This is a genomic window from Streptomyces sp. DH37, from assembly GCF_029813835.1.
GTDB lineage: Bacteria > Actinomycetota > Actinomycetes > Streptomycetales > Streptomycetaceae > Streptomyces.
This window is the reverse complement of sequence record NZ_JARVKV010000055.1, coordinates 25,041-46,494: the sequence shown is the minus strand read 5'-3', so window position 1 is coordinate 46,494 and position 21,454 is coordinate 25,041. Positions and strand designations below refer to the sequence as shown.

The window sequence follows — 21,454 nt, the reverse complement described above, 5'->3', positions numbered from 1 at the left end:
CGCTTCCGGCGCGGGCGCCGCCCCCTCCCTTCTCCGTGTCCTCAGGCGGACGGGACGCCGCGCGGCTCGGCTGCCCTCCCGCCCGTACCGCCGCCGCCGTCCCCGCCGTCCCCGTCCCGGGAGCGGGTGGCCGCCAGGGACCAGCCGATCGAGACGGCGATGGTGGCGGCGATCACCCCGAGGGTGACCGGGATGGGGAGCTTGCCGACGGGGGTCTCGGACAGGATCAGCTTGACGCCGGCGAAGACGAGCAGGAACGCCAGCCCGTAGTGGAGGTAGGCGAAGCGCCGCAGCAGTCCGGCCAGGCAGAAGTACAGGCTCCGCAGGCCGAGGACGGCGAAGGCGTTGGCCGTCCACACCAGGAAGGTGTCGGTGGTGATGGCCAGGACGGCGGCGACCGAGTCGACGGCGAAGATCAGGTCCGTGGCCTCGATCGCGACGAGGGCCACGAACAGCAGGGTGGCCACGCGGCGCCCGTCGATCCGGACGAAGAACCGGTCGCCGTGGTACCGGGAGTCGGTCGGGAGGACCCTCCTCACCAGCCGCACGACCGGGTTGCGGTCGGGGTGCACCTCCTCGTCGTGCGAGAAGGCCATCTTCCAGCCGGTCCAGATCAGGAACCCGCCGAAGACGTAGGCGGTCCAGAAGAAGACCTCGAGCAGCCCGGCCCCGACGAAGATGAACACCAGCCGGGCCACGAGCGCGCCGATCACGCCCCAGAAGAGGATCTTGTGCTGGTAGGCGTCGGGAACGGCGAAGAACGAGAAGACCAGCGCGAAGACGAAGACGTTGTCGATCGAGAGGGCCTTCTCGATCAGGTAGCCCGCGTAGTACGTGCCGGCGGTGTCACCGCCCTGCCAGGCCCACAGCACGAGGCCGAAGCCCAGGCCGGCGGCGATCCACACTGCGCTCCACAGGGCCGCCTCGCGGAAGCCGATCACGTGGTTGTCGCGGTGGGCGAGCAGGTCGACGGCGAGCATCGCGGCGATGCCCAGGGTCAGGGCGGCCCACACCCACAGGGGGACGGCCAGGGACGGTTCGTTCATCTGGAGTGGATTCCTTCCGCCGTCGGCGGGTCAGCGCGGTGTCGTACCGGGGGACTCGGGGGCGTCGGACAGGGGGCGCCGCGCGGTGGCGCGCGGGGGCGCCCAGGACGCGGGGACCGTCGTGTGCACCGGTGGACCGCCGCGCAGTGCGGCGGCCTCCCGCAGCGCGGCGGCGTCGAGGCCGGCGGGACCCGTACGGGCGGCGACCACCGCGTCGCAGCGGTTCCGGCAGGCCAGGGCGAGCAGCCCGGCGGCGGTCCGCAGCCGCGTGTCGCGGCGCGGCGGCAGACGGTGGGCGGCGGGGATGTGGCCCAGGCCGGCGGGTCCGACGCGGGGCAGCACCCTGGCCAGGACGGCCCGGGCGTCGCCGTCGCCCGCGTGCGCGGGCAGTACGGCCACCAGCAGCAGGGGCGCCTGGTGGGTCCGGGCCAGGCGTACGGCGGTGTCGGCGACGGCGACGTCGTCGAGGCGGTCGGTGAGGACGGCGGCGATCGGCCGGGGCGGGGAGTGCGGCACGGTCACGGTGGACCCGCCTTCCTGCGCGGGAGCGGTCGTACGCCTCCCAGAGTCACCCGAAAAGAAAGACGCGTCAAACATTACGCGAAAAATTATTCGCATATTGGCCGCGCCCTTCCGGAGCGTGACGTACGAAGCGCGGATCGTACGATGGAGGCATGACCGTGTCCCCCTCCCGATCCCCCTCCCGCGGCGACCGGTGGACCTTCCTCACCAACCACGCCCGCGTGCTCCTGCACATCGCCCGCGACCCCGGCGTCCGGCTGCGGGACGTCGCGGCGTCCATCGGCATCACCGAGCGCGCGACCCAGGCGATCGTCGCCGACCTGGAGGCCGCCGGATACCTCAGCCGCACCCGGGTCGGCCGGCGCAACCGCTACACCGTCGATCCCACCGTCTCCCTGCGCCACCCCTCGGAGGCCGGGCACCCCGTCGGCGACCTGCTCGACACCTTCCTGCACCGCGAGGAGCCCCGGGCCGGCGGGACCGCGCGGCCCGGGGAGGGGGAGGAGCGGGAGACCTCCGCGCCCTGAGGCCCGGGGCCCGCCGGGCCCCGGGCCTCACCGCGGCAGGACCGCCACGTACGCGGCCGGCTCGCGCTCCGGCGCGGTCACCAGGGCCGTGCGGACCACGGCGGCCTGCTGCCCGGGGCGGTCGCGCAACTGGGCCGGGGTGAGGTGGAGGACCGTGATGCCCAGATCCCGCAGCCGCTCGCGCTTGCGGGCGTACCCCGAGGCCGCGCCGCCCTCCGCCCCCGTGCCGCCCGTGCCGTCGGTGCCGTCGGTGCCGTCGCGGACGTCGATCTCGACGGCGACGGCCTGCTCGGGCCAGTAGGCGTCCACACCGCCGAGGTGCCGGCCCCCGGGCAGACGGAGGTCGACGTTCCAGCAGGGGGCGGGCAGCCCGTGGGCGCGGACCATCCCGTACAGCAGGCTCTCGGCCACCGACCGGCTCTCCGCCAGCACCGCCTCCACGGCGTCCGCCACGTGCGGGCGGTTCAGCAGCCGGGCCCGGGCCAGCTCGCGGAGGAGCGCCGGGGCCTCGCAGTGGCCGTCGCGCACCGCCTCGGTCAGCATCCGGCGCACCGCCACGGCGTCGTCGGTCCGGGCGGCGGTGTCGGCCAGGGCGCGGGGCACGGGTGCCACGGGCAGGCCGGTGACCTCCTCGGGCACGGGAAGGGAGCGGGTGCGCACCACACGGGCGCAGCCGGCCGAGCGCAGCCGGCGGGTGCGCGGCACCAGCACGTCGATGTGCTCCAGGGCGGGCAGCGGGGGAGTGGAGGAGAAGCCGCGCAGGGCGAGCGCGGCGGGCCCGGTGATCACCGCCCCGGCCCCGTGGCCGGCGGGCGGGGCGAACCCGGGCGGGGCCTGGTCCGGTCCGCGCTCCCGGCTCGCGTACAGCAGCACCGCGTGCAGCCGCTCCTCGCTGGTCGGCGGTCCGGGGTGCAGCAGGTAGACGCCGGGCAGCGGCATCCGCCAGGGGCCGCCCGGCCGGCAGCGCGCGTCGGCGATGGCGGCGGAGACGCCGTGCTCGCGCAGCGTGCGGGCCGTCACCACCCGGTGCCGTACGTGCGCCGGACGGCGGACCGGGTGGGCGGGGCGGGGGGAGACGGGGGTGTTGTGGCTCATGTCCCCGCGATTCCCGCCCGGGTTCCGCCCGCCAACCTCTGTTACACACCTGTCGACGGATCAGGACGCGCCCGTCCTCAAGTACGGCCGCGGCGGGCGCGTCCGCGGAGCCGGAGCGGGGCGCCCGCCGGTTTTTCGCCGGACCGCCGCGCGGTACGGCAGATGTGACGGAGCGTCGAAAAAGGCCCGGACAGGCCTGTTGTGGCCGACGGGCGAGCCATATCCTCCTTCCGTGTCGTGACGTGACGGCGACAGCAGCGGGGGGAGCATGTCGGAGGGGGAGCCGCCCGGGACGGGTGCGCCGGGGACGTGGTCGAGGGAGACGGCGCGTCGTCTGAGGGAGAAACTCCGCGACGACAGGGTGCTGCTGTTCTGGGTGGTCTTCCTCAACTGCGTGGTCATCATCGGTTCGGCGGCGGTTCTGGCGTGGCTGGTCGGCGACATCGCCGTGGCCGCCGCCACGGCGGCCTGCCTGCTGGCCTTCGTCGGCGCCATGCTGCCGCTGACGCTGATCGGCGACCAGAACGGGGCGTCCCCCCGGCTGTGGGCGCCCGTCAGCCTCATGGCCGTGCCCGCCGCGGTCCTGCTGATCGGTGCCGCGGCCCTGGTCGTGCGGTACCACCTCGGCGGTGAGCCGCTCGACGTCACCCACCAGGTCCGCCTCGAGCGGGCCGGGGGCGCGCCGGAGGCCGGTGAGGAGGAGCCCGGGCTGCGGATGGCGGACGCCGACGAGGCGGTCGTCACCCTGCCCGTCAGGGACTCGTACTCCCGGCTGCGGGTCACCTTCCGGATCGCGGACGCCGCCCCCGACCTGCCGTCCTGCCGGCCGAGCAGCGAACTGACGGTGGAATCGGCGGACCTGGACGGGCGCTCCCGGCAGAAGGTCTCCTCCGAGGACCCCCTGGAGCTGGTCCTGCGGCCGGGCCGGCGCACGGCCGAACTGAGGATGCGGCTCGAGGCCGAAGAGGGCTGTGAGCTGAGGATATCGGTGGCCGAGGCGACTCTTCACAGCTGAAGGACGGGGGAACGGGAGTGGACATCACACACGGGCGCCTCGCGGGCATGGCCGCCGCGTCGGTGCTCCTGCTGACGGGCGCGCAGTGCGGGCCCGTCTCCGAGCCGGAGCGGTTCCTCTCCGGAACGGTCAACATCGCCGGGAAGGAGGACCAGCCGGGATTCAACCTCGAGACCAACTACAAGCGCAGCGGCTTCGAGGTCGAGCTGGCCCGCTACCTGGGGGACGCGATGGGGTTCGGCCCGCAGTGGATCAACGTGCCCTCCAAGGAGCGCGAGCAGGCGGTGAAGAGCGGCAGGAGCAAACTCGTCATCGCGACGTACTCGATCACCGAGGAGAGGCTGGGGCACCTCGACATGGTCGGCCCCTACCTGATCACGCACCAGGGGTTCCTGGTCCGCAAGGACTACTCCGGCATCAGCAAGCGGGACGACGTGGACGGCAGCAAGGAGATCTGCACGGTCGAGGGCTCGACCGCGGAGGCGGTGAAGCTCCCGAAGGGAGCCGTGTTCTACACGGAGCCCGACTACTCCACCTGCGTCGACGACGTGCGCAACCGCGAAGCGGACGCCGTCTTCACCGACCTGGTGCTCCTCCACGGGTACGCGGAGAGGTACAGCGACGTCAAAGTCCTCGGCGACGTCACGTTCGGCCGCCCCAACCGTTACGGGATAGGCATAGCCAAGGGGCACCGGAAGGAGTGCGAGGAACTGAAGAAGGCGCTGCGGGAGTTCATCAAGGAGAAGTGGTCGACGCACTTCGGCGACAAGTTCCCGAAGATCCTCGACGAGTACCCCGGAACCTGGGAGAACCGGTTCAAGCCCGACCCCGCGGAGCTGGACCAGTACTCCACCTGCACCGACGAGGCGCCCCGGGAGACGTCCGCGTCCGCCCGGTGAGGGCGGCCCCGGTGGAAGCGACACGCGTGCCGCGCCGCTTCCACCGGGTCGGCCTCCGGCCCGGCTAGGCGCCCGCCGCCGCGTCGCAGCGCTGGGCCCGCAGCGCCCGCGCCACGTCGTCGCGCGCCTCCAGCACCAGCCGCCGCAGCGCCGGCGGGGCGTCCTCGTGCGCGGACAGCCAGGCGTCCGTCGTCTCCAGCACGGACCGCTTGTCCTGGAGCGCCGGGAACAGGCCGCGGACGACCGACATGCCGATCTCGATGGACCGCTCGGCCCACACCCGCTCGATCACCTCGAAGTACCGCGGCGCGTACGGCGCCAGCAGCTCCCGCTGCCCCGGCTGGTCGAAGCCCGAGATGGTCGCCTCCACCAGCGCGTTGGAGAGCCGGTCGGAGTCCACCACGTCCGTCCACGCCCGGGCCTTGACCCGGGGGTCCGGCCGCGAGGCCAGGCAGCGCACCTGGTGCCGCTTGCCGGAGGCGGTGTCGTCGCGGGCCAGCTCGGCCGCCAGCCGCCCCTCGTCGGCCAGCCCCTCGGAGGCCAGCGTCTCCAGGAAGGTCCAGCGCAGCTCCTGGTCGACGTCCAGGCCGTCGATCCGGCCGCTCCCCTCCAGCAGCCTGTCCAGCACCTGCAGGTCGTGCTCGTCGTGGGCTACGGCGGCGAAGAACCGCGCCCACGACAGCTGGTGGTCGCTGCCCGGCTCGGCCTGCCGCAGGTGCCGCAGCGCGCCGTGGGCGAGCAGCCGCGCGCCCTCCTCGCGCCACTCGGGCGCGACGTAGTGCACCACGGCGGTGCGCGCCCAGGCGTGCAGCATCTGCACCACGCCGATGTCGCTCTCCCGGCCGCCGAAGCGCAGCACCAGGTCGAGGAAGTCGCGGGCGGGCATCAGCGCGTCGCGCGTGAGGTTCCACAGCGCCGACCAGCACAGCGCGCGGGCGAGGTCGTCGGAGACCGAGTCCAGGTGGGAGCGGAGGGTCTCCAGGGACGCCTCGTCGAAGCGGACCTTGCAGTACGTCAGGTCGTCGTCGTTGACGAGGATCAGCTCGGGGCGCTCGGCGCCCGCCAGCTCCTCCACGACCGTCCGCACGCCGGTGACGTCCACCTCCGCGCGGGCGTAGCGCTCCAGCGCGCCCCCCGCGCCCTGCCGCCGGTACAGGCCGACCGCCACCCGGTGCGGGCGCAGCACGGGGTGCGCCTCGGGCGCCTCCTGGACGACCGCCAGCTCGGTGATCCGGCCCGCGGAGTCGTAGGTGGCCTGCGGGGCGAGGGAGTTGACCCCGGCGGTCTGGAGCCAGGCCCGGGCCCACTCGCCCATGTCGCGCCCGGAGGTCTCCTCCAGCACCGACAGCAGGTGCTCCAGCCGGGTGTTGCCCCACTCGTGGAGCTTGAAGTACCGCCGCGCGCCCTCCAGGAAGGCGTCGCGCCCCACATACGCCACGAGCTGCTTGAGGACGGAGGCGCCCTTGGCGTAGGTGATGCCGTCGAAGTTGAGCTTGGCGTCCTCCAGGTCCCGGATGTCGGCGGTGATCGGGTGCGTGGAGGGAAGCTGGTCGGCGCGGTACGCCCAGGACTTGCGGCGGTTGGCGAAGGTGATCCAGCCGTCCGTGAAGCGGGTGGCCTCCACCATCGAGAAGGAGCCCATGAAGTCCGCGAAGGACTCCTTGAGCCACAGGTCGTCCCACCACTCCATGGTGACCAGGTCCCCGAACCACATGTGCGCCATCTCGTGCAGGATGACGTTGGCGCGGTTCTCGTAGGAGGCGTCGGTCACCCTGCCGCGGAAGACGAACTCCTCGCGGAAGGTCACACACCCCGGGTTCTCCATCGCGCCGAGGTTGTACTCGGGCACGAACGCCTGGTCGTACTTGCCGAACGGGTACGGGTAGTCGAAGTGGTCGTGGAAGAAGTCCAGGCCCTGCTTGGTGACCGTGAAGACGTCGTCGGCGTCGAAGTGGCGGGCCAGCCCCCTGCGGCACAGCGCCCCCAGCGGGATCACCAGCTCGCCGCCGCCGGGCAGCTCGCGCCGGTAGACGTCGGTGACGTGGTGGTACGGGCCGGCCACGACGGTGGTGATGTACGTCGAGATCGGCTTCGTCGTCGCGAACCGCCAGAGGGCCGCGCCCTCCCCGACCGGCTCCGGCTCGCCCTCGCGCGCGCCGTTGCTCAGCACCGTCCACCGCTCCGGGGCGGTGACGGTGAAGGTGAAGGGCGCCTTGAGGTCGGGCTGCTCGAAGTTGGCGAACACCCGGCGGGCGTCGGCCGGCTCGTACTGGGTGTAGAGGTAGGTCTCGCCGTCCTCGGGGTCGACGAAGTGGTGCATCCCCTCGCCGGTGCGGCTGTAGGCGCACCAGGCGTCCACGGTCAGGACGTTCTCGGCCGTCAGCCCGTCCAGGGCCACGCGGGTGCCGTCGAACACCTTGTCCGCGTCCAGCTCGCGGCCGTTGAGCGTCACCGAGGCGACCGAGGGCGCCAGCAGGTCGGCGAAGGTCGAGGCGCCCGGCTCGGCGCAGCGGAAGCGGATCGTGGTGGTGGACCGGAAGACGCGCGGGCCGTCGCCGGAGTGGGGCCCGACCGCGGAGCGCAGGTCGAGCGCGACGTCGTACCCGTCCACGGTCAGCAGCCGGGCGCGCTCCCGGGCCTCGTCACGGGTCAGATTCTCACCGGGCACGGCGTGACTCCCTCGTCTCGCGTCGCGAACACAGGAGGTCAGGATTTCATGCGGTGCCGCGCCGCCGTACGGCCGGTCGACCGGTCGGTCGGACGGGCCGGGAATCACCGGGCCGTCCCCCGGCGTTCCCGTGGGACGCCGGGGCGGCCGTCCGCGCGACGGCCGCCGCCCGTGCGCCCCGGCCCGTGAACCGTACGCCACGGTATGTCGCAGCGTGCCGCTGTATGCCACGGCGTGCCACCGTATGACGAGGAGAACCCGCATGCCCGAGACGTCCGAGAGCGCGAGCAGAATCCCCGCCGACTTCTGGTTCGACCCCATCTGCCCGTGGGCCTGGATGACCTCCCGCTGGATGCTGGAGGTGGAGAAGGTCCGCCCGGTCGAGGTGCGCTGGCACGTGATGAGCCTGTCGGTGCTCAACGAGAACCGGCTGGACGAGCTGCCGCAGCAGTACGTCGACCTGATGGAGGCCGGCTGGGGCCCGGTGCGCGTGCTGATCGCCGCCGAGCAGAAGCACGGCTCCGAGGTGCTCGGCCCCCTCTACACCGCCCTCGGCACCCGCTTCCACAACCGGGGCCTCCCCAACGAGCGCGCCACGATCGTCGACGCCCTGAAGGAGGCCGGTCTCCCGGAGGAGCTGGCGGACGCGGCGCACTCCGACGCGTACGACGAGCGGCTGCGGGCCTCGCACGAGGAGGGCATCGGCCTGGTCGGCCAGGAGGTCGGCACCCCGGTGATCGCCGTGCCGGGCGCGGACGGGAGGCAGACCGCCTTCTTCGGCCCGGTCGTCACCCCGGCGCCCAAGGGCGAGGCGGCCGCCCGGCTGTGGGACGGCACGCTGATGGTGGCCTCCACCCCCGGCTTCTTCGAGCTGAAGCGGACCCGCACCGAGGACCCGACGTTCGACTGAGCCCCGCTCCCACGGGCCGTGGGCACGGAGCGGCTCCCGCGCACAGGACCGCGCGGGAGCCGTTCCGTGCCGCTCGGGGACGGCGGGGCGTACGGCGCGGGGCGCGGCGGGGGCCGGCTACCGTCCGCGCGCCGTCGCGCCGGCCGTACGCGCCGCCCGCCGCTGGCGCACCAGCCCGGCCGCCGACAGGGCCAGGGTGAGGCCGGCGGTGAAGGCGAGCTGCGTGCGGGTGTCGCCCTCGCGCAGCATCAGCAGCAGCACCGCGGCCACCCCCGCCAGGGACAGCCAGGTCAGCGCGGGGAACAGCCACATGCGCACCACCAGCCGCTCCGGCGCCTCCCGCTCCAGCCGGCGGCGCGTGATCAGCTGGGAGACCGCGATGAAGCCCCACACCACCAGCACGGCGGCGCCCACCATGTTCAGCAGCCAGGCGAAGACGGTGTCGGGCCACCGGAAGCTCAGCAGCACCGCGAAGAATCCGAAGGCCGCCGAGGCGAGCACCGTCCGGCGCGGCACGCCGCCGTCGACCTTCCCCAGGAAGGCGGGCCCCTCGCCCCGGGCGACCAGGGAGTACGCCATGCGCGAGGCGCCGTAGATGTTGGCGTTCATGGCCGACAGCAGGGCGACCAGCACCACCACGTTCATGATCTGGGCGGCGGCCGGGACCCCGATGTGGTCCAGCACGGCGGCGTACGGGCCGGAGAGCACCGACTCGTCGTCCCAGGGGATCAGCGTGACGATCACCGCGATCGAGCCGACGTAGAAGACCGCGATGCGCCACATCGCCGTGCGCACGGCCTTGGCCACGCCCCGCACCGGATCCCGCGACTCGGCCGCGGCGATGGTGACCGTCTCCAGTCCGCCGTAGGCGAAGACCGAGGCCAGCAGGCCGACCACCAGGCCCTCCGCGCCGTTGGGGAGGAAGCCGCCCTGCCCGGTGAGGTTGGTCAGGCCGGGGGAGGGGGTGCCGGGCAGCAGCCCGAGCACGGCCACCAGGCCCAGGGCGATGAAGAGGGCGATCGCGGCGACCTTCAGGGCGGCGAACCAGAACTCGTACTCGCCGAAGTTCCGCACCGCCAGCAGGTTGCTGCCGGTGAAGAGGGCCATGAAGACGGCGACCCACAGCCACTGCGGGGTGCCCGGGAGCCAGCCCGCCATGATCGTCGCCGCACCCAGCGCCTCCACGGCGACGGCCACGCACAGCAGCACCCAGAAGATCCACCCGGCGGTGAAGCCGGCCCACGGCCCGATCGCGCGCTCGGCGTGCACGGAGAAGGAGCCGGAGGCGGGATGGGCGGCCGACATCTCGCCGAGCATCCGCATCACCAGCATCACCAGCAGCCCGGAGAGGGCGTACGCCACGACGATCGACGGGCCCGCGGCGGCGATGCCCGCCCCGGAGCCGACGAAGAGGCCGGCGCCGATCACGCCGCCGAGGGCGATCATCGACAGATGGCGCTGCTTGAGGCCGTGGGAGAGGGCGGAGCGCTCGATGGTGTCCGGGTCCCGGTGGGGGGAGCCGGTGGTCTTCAGGTCGGGCGTACCGGGCATGGGGAGGGTGCCGTCCAGGGGGTCGGGGGAAGCGGAACAATTGGCTCCGCACTCGGTCAGTGTGGGCGCCGGACCCGGCCGGCGGCAACGGCCCCCGCTTTCCTGTCCGCTATCCGGACATCTTGTTCACCCTCCGTGCACTTCCGCCCGGTCCGCCGCGAGACCACCGGAAATGCGGCGCGGGCGCCCGCGCAGGGCGTCCTCCAGCGCCTTTCCAGCCGTCTCCCACAAGCTGGACCAGCCCTTCTTTGTCGCCAATCTCACGGGGGAACCGGGGCTAACGTCGGTTAACGTCGGGGCGTTCCCCGAAGTCCCCAGACATCCGGAGCCGTGATGAGCACCCCTGCCACCACCACAGCCACCGTCCGCCCGGGCGCCGTCCTCGCCGACGTCCTGCCCGCCTCCACGGCCGCCCGCGCCCGGGTGCGCGACGTGGCGCTGGTCGTCGGCGGCGCCGCGCTCACCGGTGTGGCCGCGCAGCTCGCCGTCCCCGTGCCGGGCTCGCCCGTCCCCGTCACCGGCCAGACCTTCGCCGCCCTGCTCGTCGGCGCCGGCCTGGGCGCCCGCCGCGGCCTGGCCTCCCTGGGCCTGTACGCCGCCGCGGGCGTGGCCGGGATGCCGTGGTTCGCCGAGGGCGCCTCCGGCGCCGCGATGCCCTCCTTCGGGTACATCCTCGGCATGCTGCTGGCCGCCGTCGTCGTCGGCGCCCTGGCCCGCCGCGGCGGGGACCGCGGGGTGCTGCGCACCGCCGGGACCATGGCCGTGGGCACCGCCGTCATCTATGCCGTCGGCGTCCCCTACCTGGCGCTGGCCACGGGCATGTCCGCCGGACAGGCCGTCGCGGCCGGTCTGGTGCCCTTCCTGGTCGGCGACGCGCTCAAGGCGGCCCTGGCCATGGGAGCCCTTCCCGCGGCCTGGAAGCTGGTCGGGCGCACGTCCTGAACCGGCGCTGAATAGACTCCGTCCCATGCGCGTGTACCTCGGCTCCGACCATGCCGGCTACGAACTGAAGAACCACCTCGTCCAGTGGCTGAAGGAGGCCGGGCACGAGCCCGTCGACTGCGGCCCGCACCTCTACGACGCGGCTGACGACTACCCGCCCTTCTGCCTGCGCGCCGCGGAGCAGACGGCCGACGACGAGGACTCCCTGGGCATCGTCATCGGCGGCTCGGGCAACGGCGAGGCCATCGCCGCCAACAAGGTCAAGGGAGTGCGGGCCGCCCTGGCGTGGAGCGTGGAGACCGCCAGGCTGGGCCGGGAGCACAACAACGCCAACGTGATCAGCGTCGGCGCCCGGATGCACACCACCGAGGAGGCCGTCTCCTTCGTGCGGGCCTTCCTCGACACCCCGTTCTCCGGCGACGAGCGGCACGTCCGCCGCATCGACATGCTCTCGTCGTACGAGCGGACCGGGGCCCTCCCGCCCGTCCCCGCCCACCACCCGCAGCAGGACTGAACCGACCCGTGCCAGAAGGCCACACCATCCACCGGCTGGCCGCCGACCTCGACGACAGGTTCGGCGGCCGGCCCGTACGGGCGTCCAGCCCCCAGGGCCGGTTCGAGGCGGGCGCCGCCCTCGTCGACGGCCGGACGCTCGGCTCGGCCGACGCCCACGGCAAGCACCTCTTCCTGGGCTTCACCGGCGCCGGGGGATCCGCCGGGGGCGACTGGATCCACATCCACCTCGGCCTGTACGGCTCCTTCCGGCACGGCGACGGCCCGCCCCCGGCACCCGTGGGGCTGATACGGCTGCGCCTGGCCACCGCCGAAGCCCCCCTCGCCTACGCCGACCTGCGCGGTCCCAACACCTGCGAACTGCTCACCGAGGCGGAGAAGGACGCGGTCGCCGGCCGCCTGGGCCCCGACCCGCTGCGCGCCGACGCCGACCCCGGGCGGGCCTGGGCGCGGATCTCCCGCAGCCGCACCACGATCGCCGCGCTGCTGATGGACCAGAAGGTCGTGGCGGGCGTCGGCAACGTCTACCGCGCCGAGGTCCTCTTCCGGCACGCCATCGACCCGTACCGGGCGGGGAAGGACCTCACCCGGGCCGAGTGGGACGCGATCTGGGCCGACCTGGTCGGGCTGATGCGCGAGGGCGTGCGCAACAACCGCATCGACACCGTACGGCCCGAGCACACCCCCGAGGCCATGGGCCGCCCGCCGCGCGTGGACGACCACGGCGGCGAGGTGTACGTCTACCGCCGCGCCGGGATGCCCTGCCACGTCTGCGGCGAGGAGGTCCGCACCGCCCCGCTCGCCGCCCGCAACCTGTTCTGGTGCCCCGCCTGCCAGAAGCCGTGAGCGGCCGGCCCGCCGGGCCCGGCGGAGCCCCGGAGCCGGCCGTCAGAAGCCGTGCGGGAGCCACGGCGCGACGGGCCAGGAGAACGCGGTCGAGGCCTCGGCCAGCGCCCCCGCCCGCAGCTCCCGCACCCGCCCGGCGCCCGCCAGCGCGGCCAGCGACGTCCCGCCCAGATAGGCCTCGCCCAACTCCCTGACGCCCAGCTCCAGTTCGGCCGCCGCGTCGGTGCGGACGCACCGGGCGTCCCGGGCGTCGCCCGTCAGCCGCCAACGTCCCGTGTTCCAGGGGCAGAAGGCGTCCTCGACCTCCAGCACCACGTCCACCGGCGCCGCGTACCGGCGGGCCGCCAGCGCCGCGCCCACCTCCACCGGCCGCAGGTGCAGCAGGTCGCGCAGCAGGATCCCGCAGCGCCGGAGGTCGCTGACCAGGTGGAACAGCGGGTCGTCCACCGGACGGGACTTGGCCGACACCGTCGAGGTCAGGTCGATCCCGAACAGGAAGCGCCACAGCGCCGCGTGCGCCGCCGGGTCCAGCGCCTCCAGATCGTGCACCACCACCGTGCCCTTCGGCCCGGACGCGTCCCACTCCGGCTTGACGGAGTAGCGGGCGTACCCGCGCAACTCGCCGTCCTTCTCGGCCAGCACGCAGCGCAGCGGCGAGGCGCCGTCCCGCCAGCCCTCGGGGTCCAGCACCCCCTGCCGCTCCCAGCCCGGGCGCCGCTCCAGCATGCCGGGCCGGGAGGGCACCCGGCGGGCGTACAGCGCCTCGCACTCCTTCAGCGCCGCGGCCGGATCGGCGTACCGCAGCCGGAACCCGTCCGCGTCCGGCGGCACGTCCAGCCGGACCCGGGCCGTGTCGACCTCCACGCGCGCGTGGCGGGCGGCGACGCCGTAGCCGAAGCGCCCGTAGATCGCCGGCTCCGAGGCGGTCAGCACCGCCAGCGGCTCCCCGGCCGCCCGCACGTCGTCCAACTGCCGCCGCATCATGGCGGTCAGGATGCCGCGCCGCCGGTGCGTGGCGGCCACGCTGACCATCGACAGCCCGCCGGTGGGCACGATCGCGCCGCCGGGCACCGACAGGCCGAAGGACAGCGTGCCGGCCGTGCCGACGATCTCCCCGTCGTCCCAGGCGGCGATCGACCGCTCGAACTCCGTCAGGTCCCGCCACAGCGCCCGCGCCTCGGGCGGTTCGGTTTCCCCGAAGGCCAGTTCGAGCCTTCCGTACCAGTCGTCCCACTCCTCGCGGCGCAGTACCCGCAGATCCGTGCTCGTCATGAGCCCATCACTATCAGGGAGACGAGGCCGGGTCGACTGGATATCGAACACGGTTTCCGAGGCACCCTCACCGGGAATCGACGGACCCCCGAACGGGTGGATAAGGTCCCTGACATGGCAGGCCGCACGGGCAAGACCCCTCCCGCGCCCCGGCTGTACCAGGCCCGCAAGGCCGTACACCGGGTCCGCACCGCCGTGCGCCGCTCCGCCGTCGACTACTTCCGCGGCGACGGCTCCGACTGGATCGCCTTCGCGGCCCTGCTGGTCACCGTTCCCGCCCTCACCTACGCCACTCTCGCCGAGCCGCTGTGGTTCGCGCCCGAGAGCCTGGTGCTGCCGGTGATCGCGGGCGGCCTGCTGCTGCGTCCGGCCAGTCTGCTGATCCTGTACGCCGCCGCGGCCGCCGCGCTGATCGTGGAGGCCACGGTGCTCGGGCCGTACGCGTCCGGCCCCGGCCGGGTCACCCCCGGCACCATCCTGGTGGTGGCCGCGGTGGGGCTCTCCGGGCTGCTGGTCGCCCAGTTCCGCAGCCGGGTCGGCGTTCCCTGGAGACGCGGCGGCACCATGCTCTTCGACCTGCGCGAACGCATCCGCGTCCAGAGCAAGCTGCCGAAACTGCCCGCGGGCTGGCACCGGGAGATGGCGCTGCGCCCGGCGGGCGGCCAGTCCTTCTCCGGCGACTTCGTCGTCGCCGCCCTCACCGGGCCCGACCGCCGCACCCTGGAGGCCGTCCTCACCGACGTCTCCGGCAAGGGCATGGACGCCGGCTCCCGGGCGCTGCTGCTGTCCGGGGCCTTCGGCGGCCTGCTGGGCTCCCTGCCCCCGCACGCCTTCCTCCCGGCCGCCAACGCCTACCTGCTGCGCCAGGACTGGCAGGAGGGCTTCGCCACCTCCGTCCACCTCGTCCTCGACCTCGACAGCGGCGACTACGAGCTGTTCTCCGCCGGCCACGTCCCCGCCCTCCAGCTCAACGCGGGCAGCGGACGCTGGGAGGAGAAGGCCGCCGAGGGCCCGCTCCTGGGCGTCTACGACGGCGCCCAGTTCGACGCGGTCAAGGGCAGCCTGCGCCCCGGCGACGTGCTGATGCTCTTCACCGACGGCCTGGTGGAGACCGCCGAGCGGGAGCTGGCCGAGGGCATCGACCGGCTGACGGGCGAGGCCGACCGCTACGTCGTCACCGGCTTCGAGGGGGCCGCCTGGCACCTGATCGAGGCCGTCGCCCGGGACGTCAACGACGACCGGGCCCTGCTGCTGATCCGCCGTGACTGACGGGACGGCCGGCGGGACCGTGCGGTGGCCCGCCGACGAGGCGGAGGCGACGGCCGAGCAGGAGCGGATCCGCGGGGCGGCCGACCTGACGAGTCCGGGGCCCGCGCCGGGGCAGGCGCGCAGGATCGCCGGGGTCGACGTCACCTACGACGAGGAGAGCGACCTGCTGGTGGCGGCGGCCGTGGTGCTGGACGCCGGGACGCTCCGGGTCCTGGAGGAGGCGGTCCACACCGACCGCAGCCGCTTCCCGTACGTGCCCGGCCTGCTCGCCTTCCGCGAGCTGCCCCCGGTGCTGGCCGCCCTGGGGAAGCTGAGCGCCCCGCCGGACCTGGTGGTCTGCGACGGCTACGGCTACGCGCACCCCCGGCGGGCCGGGCTGGCGGTGCACCTGGGGGTGCTGACCGGGCTGCCGTGCTTCGGGGTCGCCAAGTCGCCCTTCGCCTTCGACCACACCGAGCCGGGCCCGCGGCGCGGCGACGCCTCGCCGCTGCTGGACCGGCTGCTCACCCCGCCCGAGACCGTGGGGCGCGCGCTGCGCACCCAGCCGGGCGTCAAGCCGGTGTTCGTCTCCGCCGGCCACGGGATCGGCCTGGACCACGCCTGCGCCCACACCCTGCGCCTGGCCCCGCGCTACCGGCTGCCGGAGACGACACGCGGCGCCGACGGCCTCGGCCGCAGGGTCCTGAGGGAGATCAAGCAGGGCCTGCGGGAGCCGTACGGTGCGGCGGGGGACGCGGCGAGCGCGGGAGACGCGGGAGAACGGTAGGGGCGGAGCGGTTCGGGGGCTGAACGGGTCAGCGGCGGGGGGCGGCCGGCTCGGCGGACCGGGCGGCGGGCTCGGCCGGCGCGGCGGCGCGCTCGCGGGCGGCCCCGGCGGCGTCCCGCCTGAAGATCCACTCCACGTTCGGCTCCACCACGAACCGGAACACCCGCCGCACCGCCGCGGTGCACATCACCGTGGCCAGCACCGCGAACAGGACCGACAGCGCGACCTCTCCCGCCGGTGTGGTCACCCACGCCAGGTCGTACCAGCCCTGGAAGCGCGCGCCCAGGATGAGGAAGCCGTGCAGCAGGTAGGCGTAGAGCGTCCCGGCGCCCAGCGCGGTGAACCAGGTGCGGCGCCGGGGGACCAGGGCGAAGAAGCAGGCGCTCAGCACCAGCGAGCAGACGGTCAGCGCGAGGGTCATCGCGGCGCCGACCCACCAGGGGACGCCCAGTTCCTGGCCGCTGTTGTTGTGGTAGAACCACGCGAGGTTCATCCGGGGCGCGGACCAGTAGGCGAACACCGCCGCCGCGGCGAGGACCGGTCCGGCCAGCAGCCGCACCGCGCGGTGCCGCACGACGTCGAAGTGCTCCCGGCGCAGGTTCAGCCCGAGGACGTAGAACGGCAGGAACTGCAGGATCCGCTGCATGTGCAGGTCGCCGCCGGTCTCGGGGGAGACGGAGGCCAGCAGGGCGATCCCCAGGGCCAGCGGGACCGGCCAGCGCACCAGCCGCCACAGCGGGGTCGTCAGCCGCCACACGAACAGCGCCAGCAGGAACCAGGACAGGTACCAGGGGTCGAGCAGGCTGATGGGATGGTCGGCGCCGTCCCCGGCCCGCCTGAACAGGGTGTACGCGGTCTCGAAGATCACGTACGGCACGACCACGGTGGTCACCAGCCGCCGCAGCCTGCCCGGGCGCATGTCGAAGTTGCGGGAGAGGTAGCCGGTGATCACGATGAACGCCGGCATGTGGAAGGCGTACACGAAGTTGTACGCCGCCAGCACCGCCCGTGAGTCCGAGAGGATCGGCCCCCAGGCGTGTCCCACGACGACCAGCACGATCGCCAGGTACTTGGCGTTGTCGAAGAACGCGTCCCGCTGCGCGGCGCCTCCGGATCCGCTGCCCGGTCCGGTCCGGACGGTCTCCGGAGCGGGCGGCGCCGGCGGTTCGGTCGCGTCCGGCCGGGCCGGGGGAAGCGGAGAGCGCTCGTAGCCAGCGTGGAACATCTGCCGCACCTTAGTGGGAATCCGCCCGCAGGTAAATTCGCGCCGTTCCCTCCGCCCCGGCGGAGCCGCTTATGCCCCGGACACGACCGGTCGGCCGGTCGGTGAGCGACCGAAGAGGCGGGCGTCCGTTAAGTAACGCGATGTCCGGAGCTTTATACCCCTTATATTCGGAATGTCCGAAAGATAAGCCGCGCCTCTTCGAAGCCCCTTTCGCCGTGCGGCGCCGATCACGGGCCGGTCGCAATGCCGTCGAATTCGCTCCGCGGCGTTATCCGGAGCCCATGCGGCCCGGATCGCCGGGCACTCCGGTGCACGCTGCACCGATCTGTTCGGAACGCGCCGGAATCCCCTGCCGGCGGCCGGGGTGCGCCCGGCGTGCGGCCGCCGGCGGGCGCGGGGCGCGGACACGCCCGGACCCCGTCGATCGTTCACCTGCCTGCGCTTGCAGGTCAGTTGGTGGCACGATGGTCACGGCGGGGACACGGTGGAGGCTCCCCGGGCCGGCGCGGCCGGTGCAGAGGCGTTGCGACCGAGGGTGTGATCAGTTGTGGCCATTTCACTGTCTGTGGTGCTGCTCTTGGCAATCATCATGGTCGTGCTCATCCGCGGCGGCTCGCTGAAGGCGGGTCCCGCGCTCGTCGCGATCCTCTTCGGCTTCTTCCTGGCCTCCACCGGCATCGCCCCGTCGATAAACCGCTTCCTCAACTCGCTCGCCGAGTCGATCAACCAGATCACCTTCTGAGCGGCCCGGGCGATCCGGGCGGCGGCCGGCGGGCCGCCCTTCCGGGAGCGCGAAAGACGCGAAAGGGCGGAGAAGGACGAAGAGGGGCGAAGAAGGACGAAGAAGGTCGGAAAAGGGTGAAGGCCCGGTCCCCCGCGAGGGGCCGGGCCTTCGTTCGGAGCGGGCGACGGGAATCGAACCCGCGTAGCCAGTTTGGAAGACTGGGGCTCTACCATTGAGCTACGCCCGCGGCGCCACCGTCGTTCACGTGGCAGGCAGATCATACAGACCACAGCCAACCGATCGTGACCGCGTGCGGCACGCTCCGCATCGTACGGCATGTACTCTACGTGTCGCACGGACGGGGTGTGGCGCAGCTTGGTAGCGCGTCCGCTTTGGGAGCGGAAGGTCGTCGGTTCGAATCCGGCCACCCCGACCACGTACTATGAAAGACGCGCCTGCCTGTGTCGTGTCTGCGTGCGGGGCGCCTCACAGAAGTACGAAGTCCCAGCAGTCAGCCCCAAGGAGACCGACCGTGAAGAGCGCCGTGGAGACCCTGAACCCCACCCGGGTTCGGCTCACTGTCGAGGTGCCCTTCGAGGAGCTCAAGCCCAGCCTCGACGCGGCGTACAAGAAGATCAACCAGCAGGTCACGGTGCCGGGATTCCGCAAGGGCAAGATTCCCGCCCGGGTGATCGACCAGCGGTTCGGCCGGGGCGCCGTCCTGGAGGAGGCCGTCAACGACGCGCTTCCCAAGCTCTACCAGGACGCCGTCAACGAGGGTGAGCTGAGCCCGCTCGGCCAGCCCGAGGTCGACATCACCGAGCTCAAGGACAACGAGCTCCTCGCGTTCACCGCCGAGGTGGACATCCGTCCCGCCATCGAGATCCCGGACTACTCCGGCATCGAGGTCACCGTCGACGCCGTCGAGGTCACCGACGAGGACGTGGAGAAGTCGGTCGAGCAGCTCCGCGAGCGCTTCGCCTCCACCAGCGTCGTCGAGCGCGCCGCCGCCGAGGGCGACGTCGTCAAGATCGACCTGGAGGCCAGCGTCGACGGCGGGGTCCTGGAGGACGGCGTCGCCAAGGGCATCGACTACACCATCGGCTCCGGCGAGCTGCTGGACGGCATCGACGAGGCCGTCATCGGCCTGGAGGCCGGCGGCTCCGCGACCTTCACCTCCGAGCTCAAGGGCGGCTCCGCCGCCGGCCGCGAGGCCGAGGTCAAGGTGGACGTCACCTCCGTCTCCGCCCGCGAACTGCCCGAGCTGGACGACGACTTCGCCCAGATGGCCAGCGAGTTCGACACCCTCGAGGAGCTGAAGGCCGACAGCCGCAAGCGCCTGGAGCGGATGAAGAAGTACGACCAGGCCACCCAGGCCCAGGAGAAGGTGCTCGACGCGCTGATCTCCCTGGTCGAGGTCCCGATCCCGGAGAAGCTCCTCCAGGACGAGATCAACACCCGCAAGCACAACCTGGTCAACCACCAGCTCGCGCAGCTCGGCATGGACCTCGAGACCTACCTGAAGATGCAGGAGAAGTCCGAGGAGGAGTTCGAGGCCGAGCTCAAGGAGCAGGCCGAGAAGGGCATCCGGACCCAGTTCATCCTCGACGAGCTGGTCAACAAGGAGAAGCTGAACGTCAACCAGGAGGAGCTCACCGAGCACCTCATGCGCCGCGCCCAGTCCTCCGGCATGAGCCCCGACCAGTTCGCCCAGGCCGTCGTCGAGGGCGGCCAGGTGCCGATGCTCGTCGGTGAGGTCGCCCGCGGCAAGGCCCTCGCGGTCGTCGTCGAGGCCGCCAAGGTCACCGACACCAACGGCGAGGCCGTCTCCATGGAGGACGAGGAGGACGAGGAGGAGTCCGGCGCGACCGCCGAGGCCTCCGCCGAGTCCGCCGGGGACTCCGCCGAGCAGGGCCCGGAGAAGTCCGAGGACTGATCCGCGGCCGGCTCCACGACCGGCCGAACGGGCCCGTACGCGACACCGCGTGCGGGCCCGTTCGCGTACGGCGGAACACACCGACCTCACCTGCGGGAACGCTCCCTGCGCTAACAGCGAACAGTTCTCGGACCGGGATGGCGCGACAGGACCCGCGCGTTAGGGTCCAAGTAAAGACGAAGACCCCAGAGACGGCCCTGTGAGAGACCGCGGCCGTCCGTACACGAGCAGGTGGACACGTGACGCTTCCGATGCCTTCCGCCGCCACCGAGCCGACCATCGGTGGCCTCGGCGACCAGGTCTACAACCGGCTGCTCAACGAGCGGATCATCTTCCTCGGCCAGCCGGTCGACGATGACATCGCCAACAAGATCACCGCTCAGCTGCTCCTCCTGGCCGCTGACCCGGACAAGGACATCTACCTCTACATCAACAGCCCGGGCGGCTCCATCACGGCCGGCATGGCGATCTACGACACCATGCAGTACATCAAGAACGACGTGGTGACCATCGCCATGGGCCTGGCCGCGTCCATGGGCCAGTTCCTGCTGAGCGCGGGCACCCCCGGCAAGCGTTTCGCCCTGCCGAACGCGGAGATCCTCATCCACCAGCCCTCCGCGGGGCTGGCGGGCTCGGCCTCGGACATCAAGATCCACGCCGAGCAGCTGCTGCGCACCAAGAAGAAGATGGCGCGACTGTCCGCGCTGCACACCGGCCAGAGCGAGGAGCAGTGGAACCGCGACGCCGACCGCGACCGCTGGTTCACCGCTCAGGAGGCCAAGGAGTACGGCCTGATCGACGAGGTCTACGGCTCCGCCGCGCAGCTCCCGGGCGGCGGCGGCACGGGCGCGTGAGCGCCGCGTCCGCCGCAGTCCGACACCGCAGCCAGTCCATCTCTCCAGAACGGTGTACCGCCACATGAACAGTCAGCACACCTTCCCCGGCTCCGGGACGCACGGCCGCCCCGAGGCCCGCTACACCGGGCCGTCGGCCGAGTCCCGGTACGTCGTCCCGCGCTTCGTGGAGCGCACCTCGCAGGGCGTGCGCGAGTACGACCCGTACGCGAAGCTCTTCGAGGAGCGCGTGATCTTCCTCGGCGTGCAGATCGACGACGCCTCCGCCAACGACGTCATGGCGCAGCTGCTGTGCCTGGAGTCGATGGACCCCGACCGCGACATCTCGATCTACATCAACAGCCCCGGCGGCTCGTTCACGGCGCTGACGGCCATCTACGACACGATGCAGTTCGTCAAGCCGGACATCCAGACCGTCTGCATGGGCCAGGCGGCCTCCGCCGCGGCCGTGCTGCTCGCCGCCGGCACCCCCGGCAAGCGGATGGCGCTGCCCAACGCGCGGGTGCTGATCCACCAGCCGTACAGCGAGACCGGCCGCGGCCAGGTCTCCGACCTGGAGATCGCCGCCAACGAGGTCCAGCGCATGCGGACCCAGCTGGAGGAGATGCTCGCCAAGCACTCCAGCAAGCCGCTCGAGCAGATCAGCCAGGACATCGAGCGCGACAAGATCCTCACCGCCGAGGAGTCGCTGGAGTACGGCCTGATCGACCAGATCATCTCCACCCGCAAGACCTCGGTGGGGATGGGCTGAGTCCGCGGATTCCCCCGAACATTTCCGCCCCCCTCGGGTCGAGTCGGTCCGAGGGGGGCCCATTCAGGGGGTCGGGCAAGGTACCGTCATAGGGGGTCCGGGGGCCGCCCCCGCCAAGGCCCA

At 72.7% G+C, this 21,454-nt stretch carries 20 protein-coding genes and 2 tRNA genes; 14 read left to right on the top strand and 8 right to left on the bottom strand.

Translation table 11 applies throughout. The features are described 5' to 3' along the window. Positions 1-41: 41 nt before the first annotated feature. Positions 42-1,046: a TerC family protein gene (locus tag QC029_RS23190; RefSeq protein ID WP_279557693.1), complete on the bottom strand. Its 1,005-nt coding sequence runs from the start codon at positions 1,044-1,046 to the stop codon at positions 42-44. A 30-nt stretch (positions 1,047-1,076) separates the two neighbouring features. Then, the gene (locus QC029_RS23185) at positions 1,077-1,568 is read right to left on the bottom strand and encodes a universal stress protein (protein WP_279557692.1); all 492 of its coding nucleotides are present in this window, start codon (positions 1,566-1,568) and stop codon (positions 1,077-1,079) included. Between the two features lie 152 nt (positions 1,569-1,720). On the opposite strand from QC029_RS23185, the gene QC029_RS23180 reads away from it, so the two are divergent. After that, complete coding sequence (locus QC029_RS23180) at positions 1,721-2,095, top strand: helix-turn-helix domain-containing protein (RefSeq protein WP_279557691.1); 375 nt, start codon at positions 1,721-1,723, stop codon at positions 2,093-2,095. 27 nt (positions 2,096-2,122) lie between these two features. On the opposite strand, the gene QC029_RS23175 is transcribed toward QC029_RS23180, so the two are convergent. Then, complete coding sequence (locus QC029_RS23175) at positions 2,123-3,190, bottom strand: hypothetical protein (RefSeq protein ID WP_279557690.1); 1,068 nt, start codon at positions 3,188-3,190, stop codon at positions 2,123-2,125. A 268-nt stretch (positions 3,191-3,458) separates the two neighbouring features. On the opposite strand from QC029_RS23175, the gene QC029_RS23170 reads away from it, so the two are divergent. Both QC029_RS23170 and QC029_RS23165 read left to right on the top strand, forming a co-directional pair. Continuing rightward, complete coding sequence (locus QC029_RS23170; RefSeq protein ID WP_279557689.1) at positions 3,459-4,205, top strand: hypothetical protein; 747 nt, start codon at positions 3,459-3,461, stop codon at positions 4,203-4,205. A 17-nt stretch (positions 4,206-4,222) separates the two neighbouring features. After that, complete coding sequence (locus QC029_RS23165; RefSeq protein ID WP_279557688.1) at positions 4,223-5,104, top strand: transporter substrate-binding domain-containing protein; 882 nt, start codon at positions 4,223-4,225, stop codon at positions 5,102-5,104. 64 nt (positions 5,105-5,168) lie between these two features. Here the strand turns inward: QC029_RS23165 and pepN are convergent, their stop codons facing one another. After that, positions 5,169-7,772, bottom strand: a complete 2,604-nt coding sequence (pepN, locus tag QC029_RS23160; RefSeq protein WP_279557687.1) for an aminopeptidase N — start codon at positions 7,770-7,772, stop codon at positions 5,169-5,171. Between the two features lie 262 nt (positions 7,773-8,034). Between pepN and QC029_RS23155 the strand changes: the two genes are divergently transcribed. Continuing rightward, positions 8,035-8,682: a DsbA family protein gene (locus QC029_RS23155; protein ID WP_279557686.1), complete on the top strand. Its 648-nt coding sequence runs from the start codon at positions 8,035-8,037 to the stop codon at positions 8,680-8,682. A gap of 117 nt (positions 8,683-8,799) precedes the next feature. On the opposite strand, the gene QC029_RS23150 is transcribed toward QC029_RS23155, so the two are convergent. Next, the gene (locus QC029_RS23150; RefSeq protein ID WP_279557685.1) at positions 8,800-10,233 is read right to left on the bottom strand and encodes an amino acid permease; all 1,434 of its coding nucleotides are present in this window, start codon (positions 10,231-10,233) and stop codon (positions 8,800-8,802) included. 333 nt (positions 10,234-10,566) lie between these two features. Between QC029_RS23150 and QC029_RS23145 the strand changes: the two genes are divergently transcribed. The 3 genes from QC029_RS23145 to QC029_RS23135 are packed head-to-tail and all read left to right on the top strand — an operon-like array spanning position 10,567 to position 12,534. Further along, a complete protein-coding gene (locus QC029_RS23145; protein WP_279557684.1) occupies positions 10,567-11,175 on the top strand; it encodes a biotin transporter BioY in 609 nt (202 codons plus the stop codon). Positions 11,176-11,200: 25 nt separating this feature from the next. Beyond that, positions 11,201-11,689, top strand: a complete 489-nt coding sequence (locus QC029_RS23140) for a ribose-5-phosphate isomerase (RefSeq protein ID WP_279557683.1) — start codon at positions 11,201-11,203, stop codon at positions 11,687-11,689. Between the two features lie 8 nt (positions 11,690-11,697). Next, positions 11,698-12,534, top strand: coding sequence for an Fpg/Nei family DNA glycosylase (locus QC029_RS23135; RefSeq protein ID WP_279557682.1), 837 nt, complete (start codon positions 11,698-11,700; stop codon positions 12,532-12,534). 42 nt (positions 12,535-12,576) lie between these two features. Here QC029_RS23135 and QC029_RS23130 read toward each other — a convergent pair whose 3' ends face one another. Then, a complete protein-coding gene (locus QC029_RS23130) occupies positions 12,577-13,806 on the bottom strand; it encodes a GNAT family N-acetyltransferase (RefSeq protein WP_279557681.1) in 1,230 nt (409 codons plus the stop codon). A 114-nt stretch (positions 13,807-13,920) separates the two neighbouring features. On the opposite strand from QC029_RS23130, the gene QC029_RS23125 reads away from it, so the two are divergent. Next, positions 13,921-15,075: a PP2C family protein-serine/threonine phosphatase gene (locus tag QC029_RS23125; RefSeq protein WP_279557680.1), complete on the top strand. Its 1,155-nt coding sequence runs from the start codon at positions 13,921-13,923 to the stop codon at positions 15,073-15,075. Beyond that, positions 15,068-15,841, top strand: coding sequence for an endonuclease V (locus QC029_RS23120; RefSeq protein ID WP_279557679.1), 774 nt, complete (start codon positions 15,068-15,070; stop codon positions 15,839-15,841). The genes QC029_RS23125 and QC029_RS23120 overlap by 8 nt, the downstream gene beginning before the upstream one ends. Before the next feature lie 28 nt (positions 15,842-15,869). Here the strand turns inward: QC029_RS23120 and QC029_RS23115 are convergent, their stop codons facing one another. Then, complete coding sequence (locus QC029_RS23115) at positions 15,870-17,066, bottom strand: acyltransferase family protein (protein ID WP_279557678.1); 1,197 nt, start codon at positions 17,064-17,066, stop codon at positions 15,870-15,872. A gap of 547 nt (positions 17,067-17,613) precedes the next feature. Between QC029_RS23115 and QC029_RS23110 the strand changes: the two genes are divergently transcribed. Next, positions 17,614-17,808 (top strand): hypothetical protein, encoded by a 195-nt coding sequence (locus tag QC029_RS23110; protein ID WP_279557677.1) that lies wholly within the window; start codon positions 17,614-17,616, stop codon positions 17,806-17,808. 158 nt (positions 17,809-17,966) lie between these two features. On the opposite strand, the gene QC029_RS23105 is transcribed toward QC029_RS23110, so the two are convergent. Beyond that, positions 17,967-18,037, bottom strand: a tRNA-Gly gene (locus tag QC029_RS23105). Between the two features lie 112 nt (positions 18,038-18,149). Here QC029_RS23105 and QC029_RS23100 point away from each other — a divergent pair. The 4 genes from QC029_RS23100 to QC029_RS23085 all read left to right on the top strand — a co-directional run bounded on the left by QC029_RS23100 (position 18,150) and on the right by QC029_RS23085 (position 21,331). Continuing rightward, positions 18,150-18,226 (top strand) — tRNA-Pro (locus QC029_RS23100). 96 nt (positions 18,227-18,322) lie between these two features. After that, entirely contained in the window at positions 18,323-19,726 is a 1,404-nt protein-coding gene (gene tig / locus QC029_RS23095; protein WP_279557676.1) for a trigger factor, read from the top strand. 251 nt (positions 19,727-19,977) lie between these two features. Further along, entirely contained in the window at positions 19,978-20,580 is a 603-nt protein-coding gene (locus tag QC029_RS23090; protein WP_279557696.1) for an ATP-dependent Clp protease proteolytic subunit, read from the top strand. Between the two features lie 64 nt (positions 20,581-20,644). Beyond that, positions 20,645-21,331, top strand: a complete 687-nt coding sequence (locus tag QC029_RS23085; protein WP_279557675.1) for an ATP-dependent Clp protease proteolytic subunit — start codon at positions 20,645-20,647, stop codon at positions 21,329-21,331. Positions 21,332-21,454: the final 123 nt, after the last annotated feature.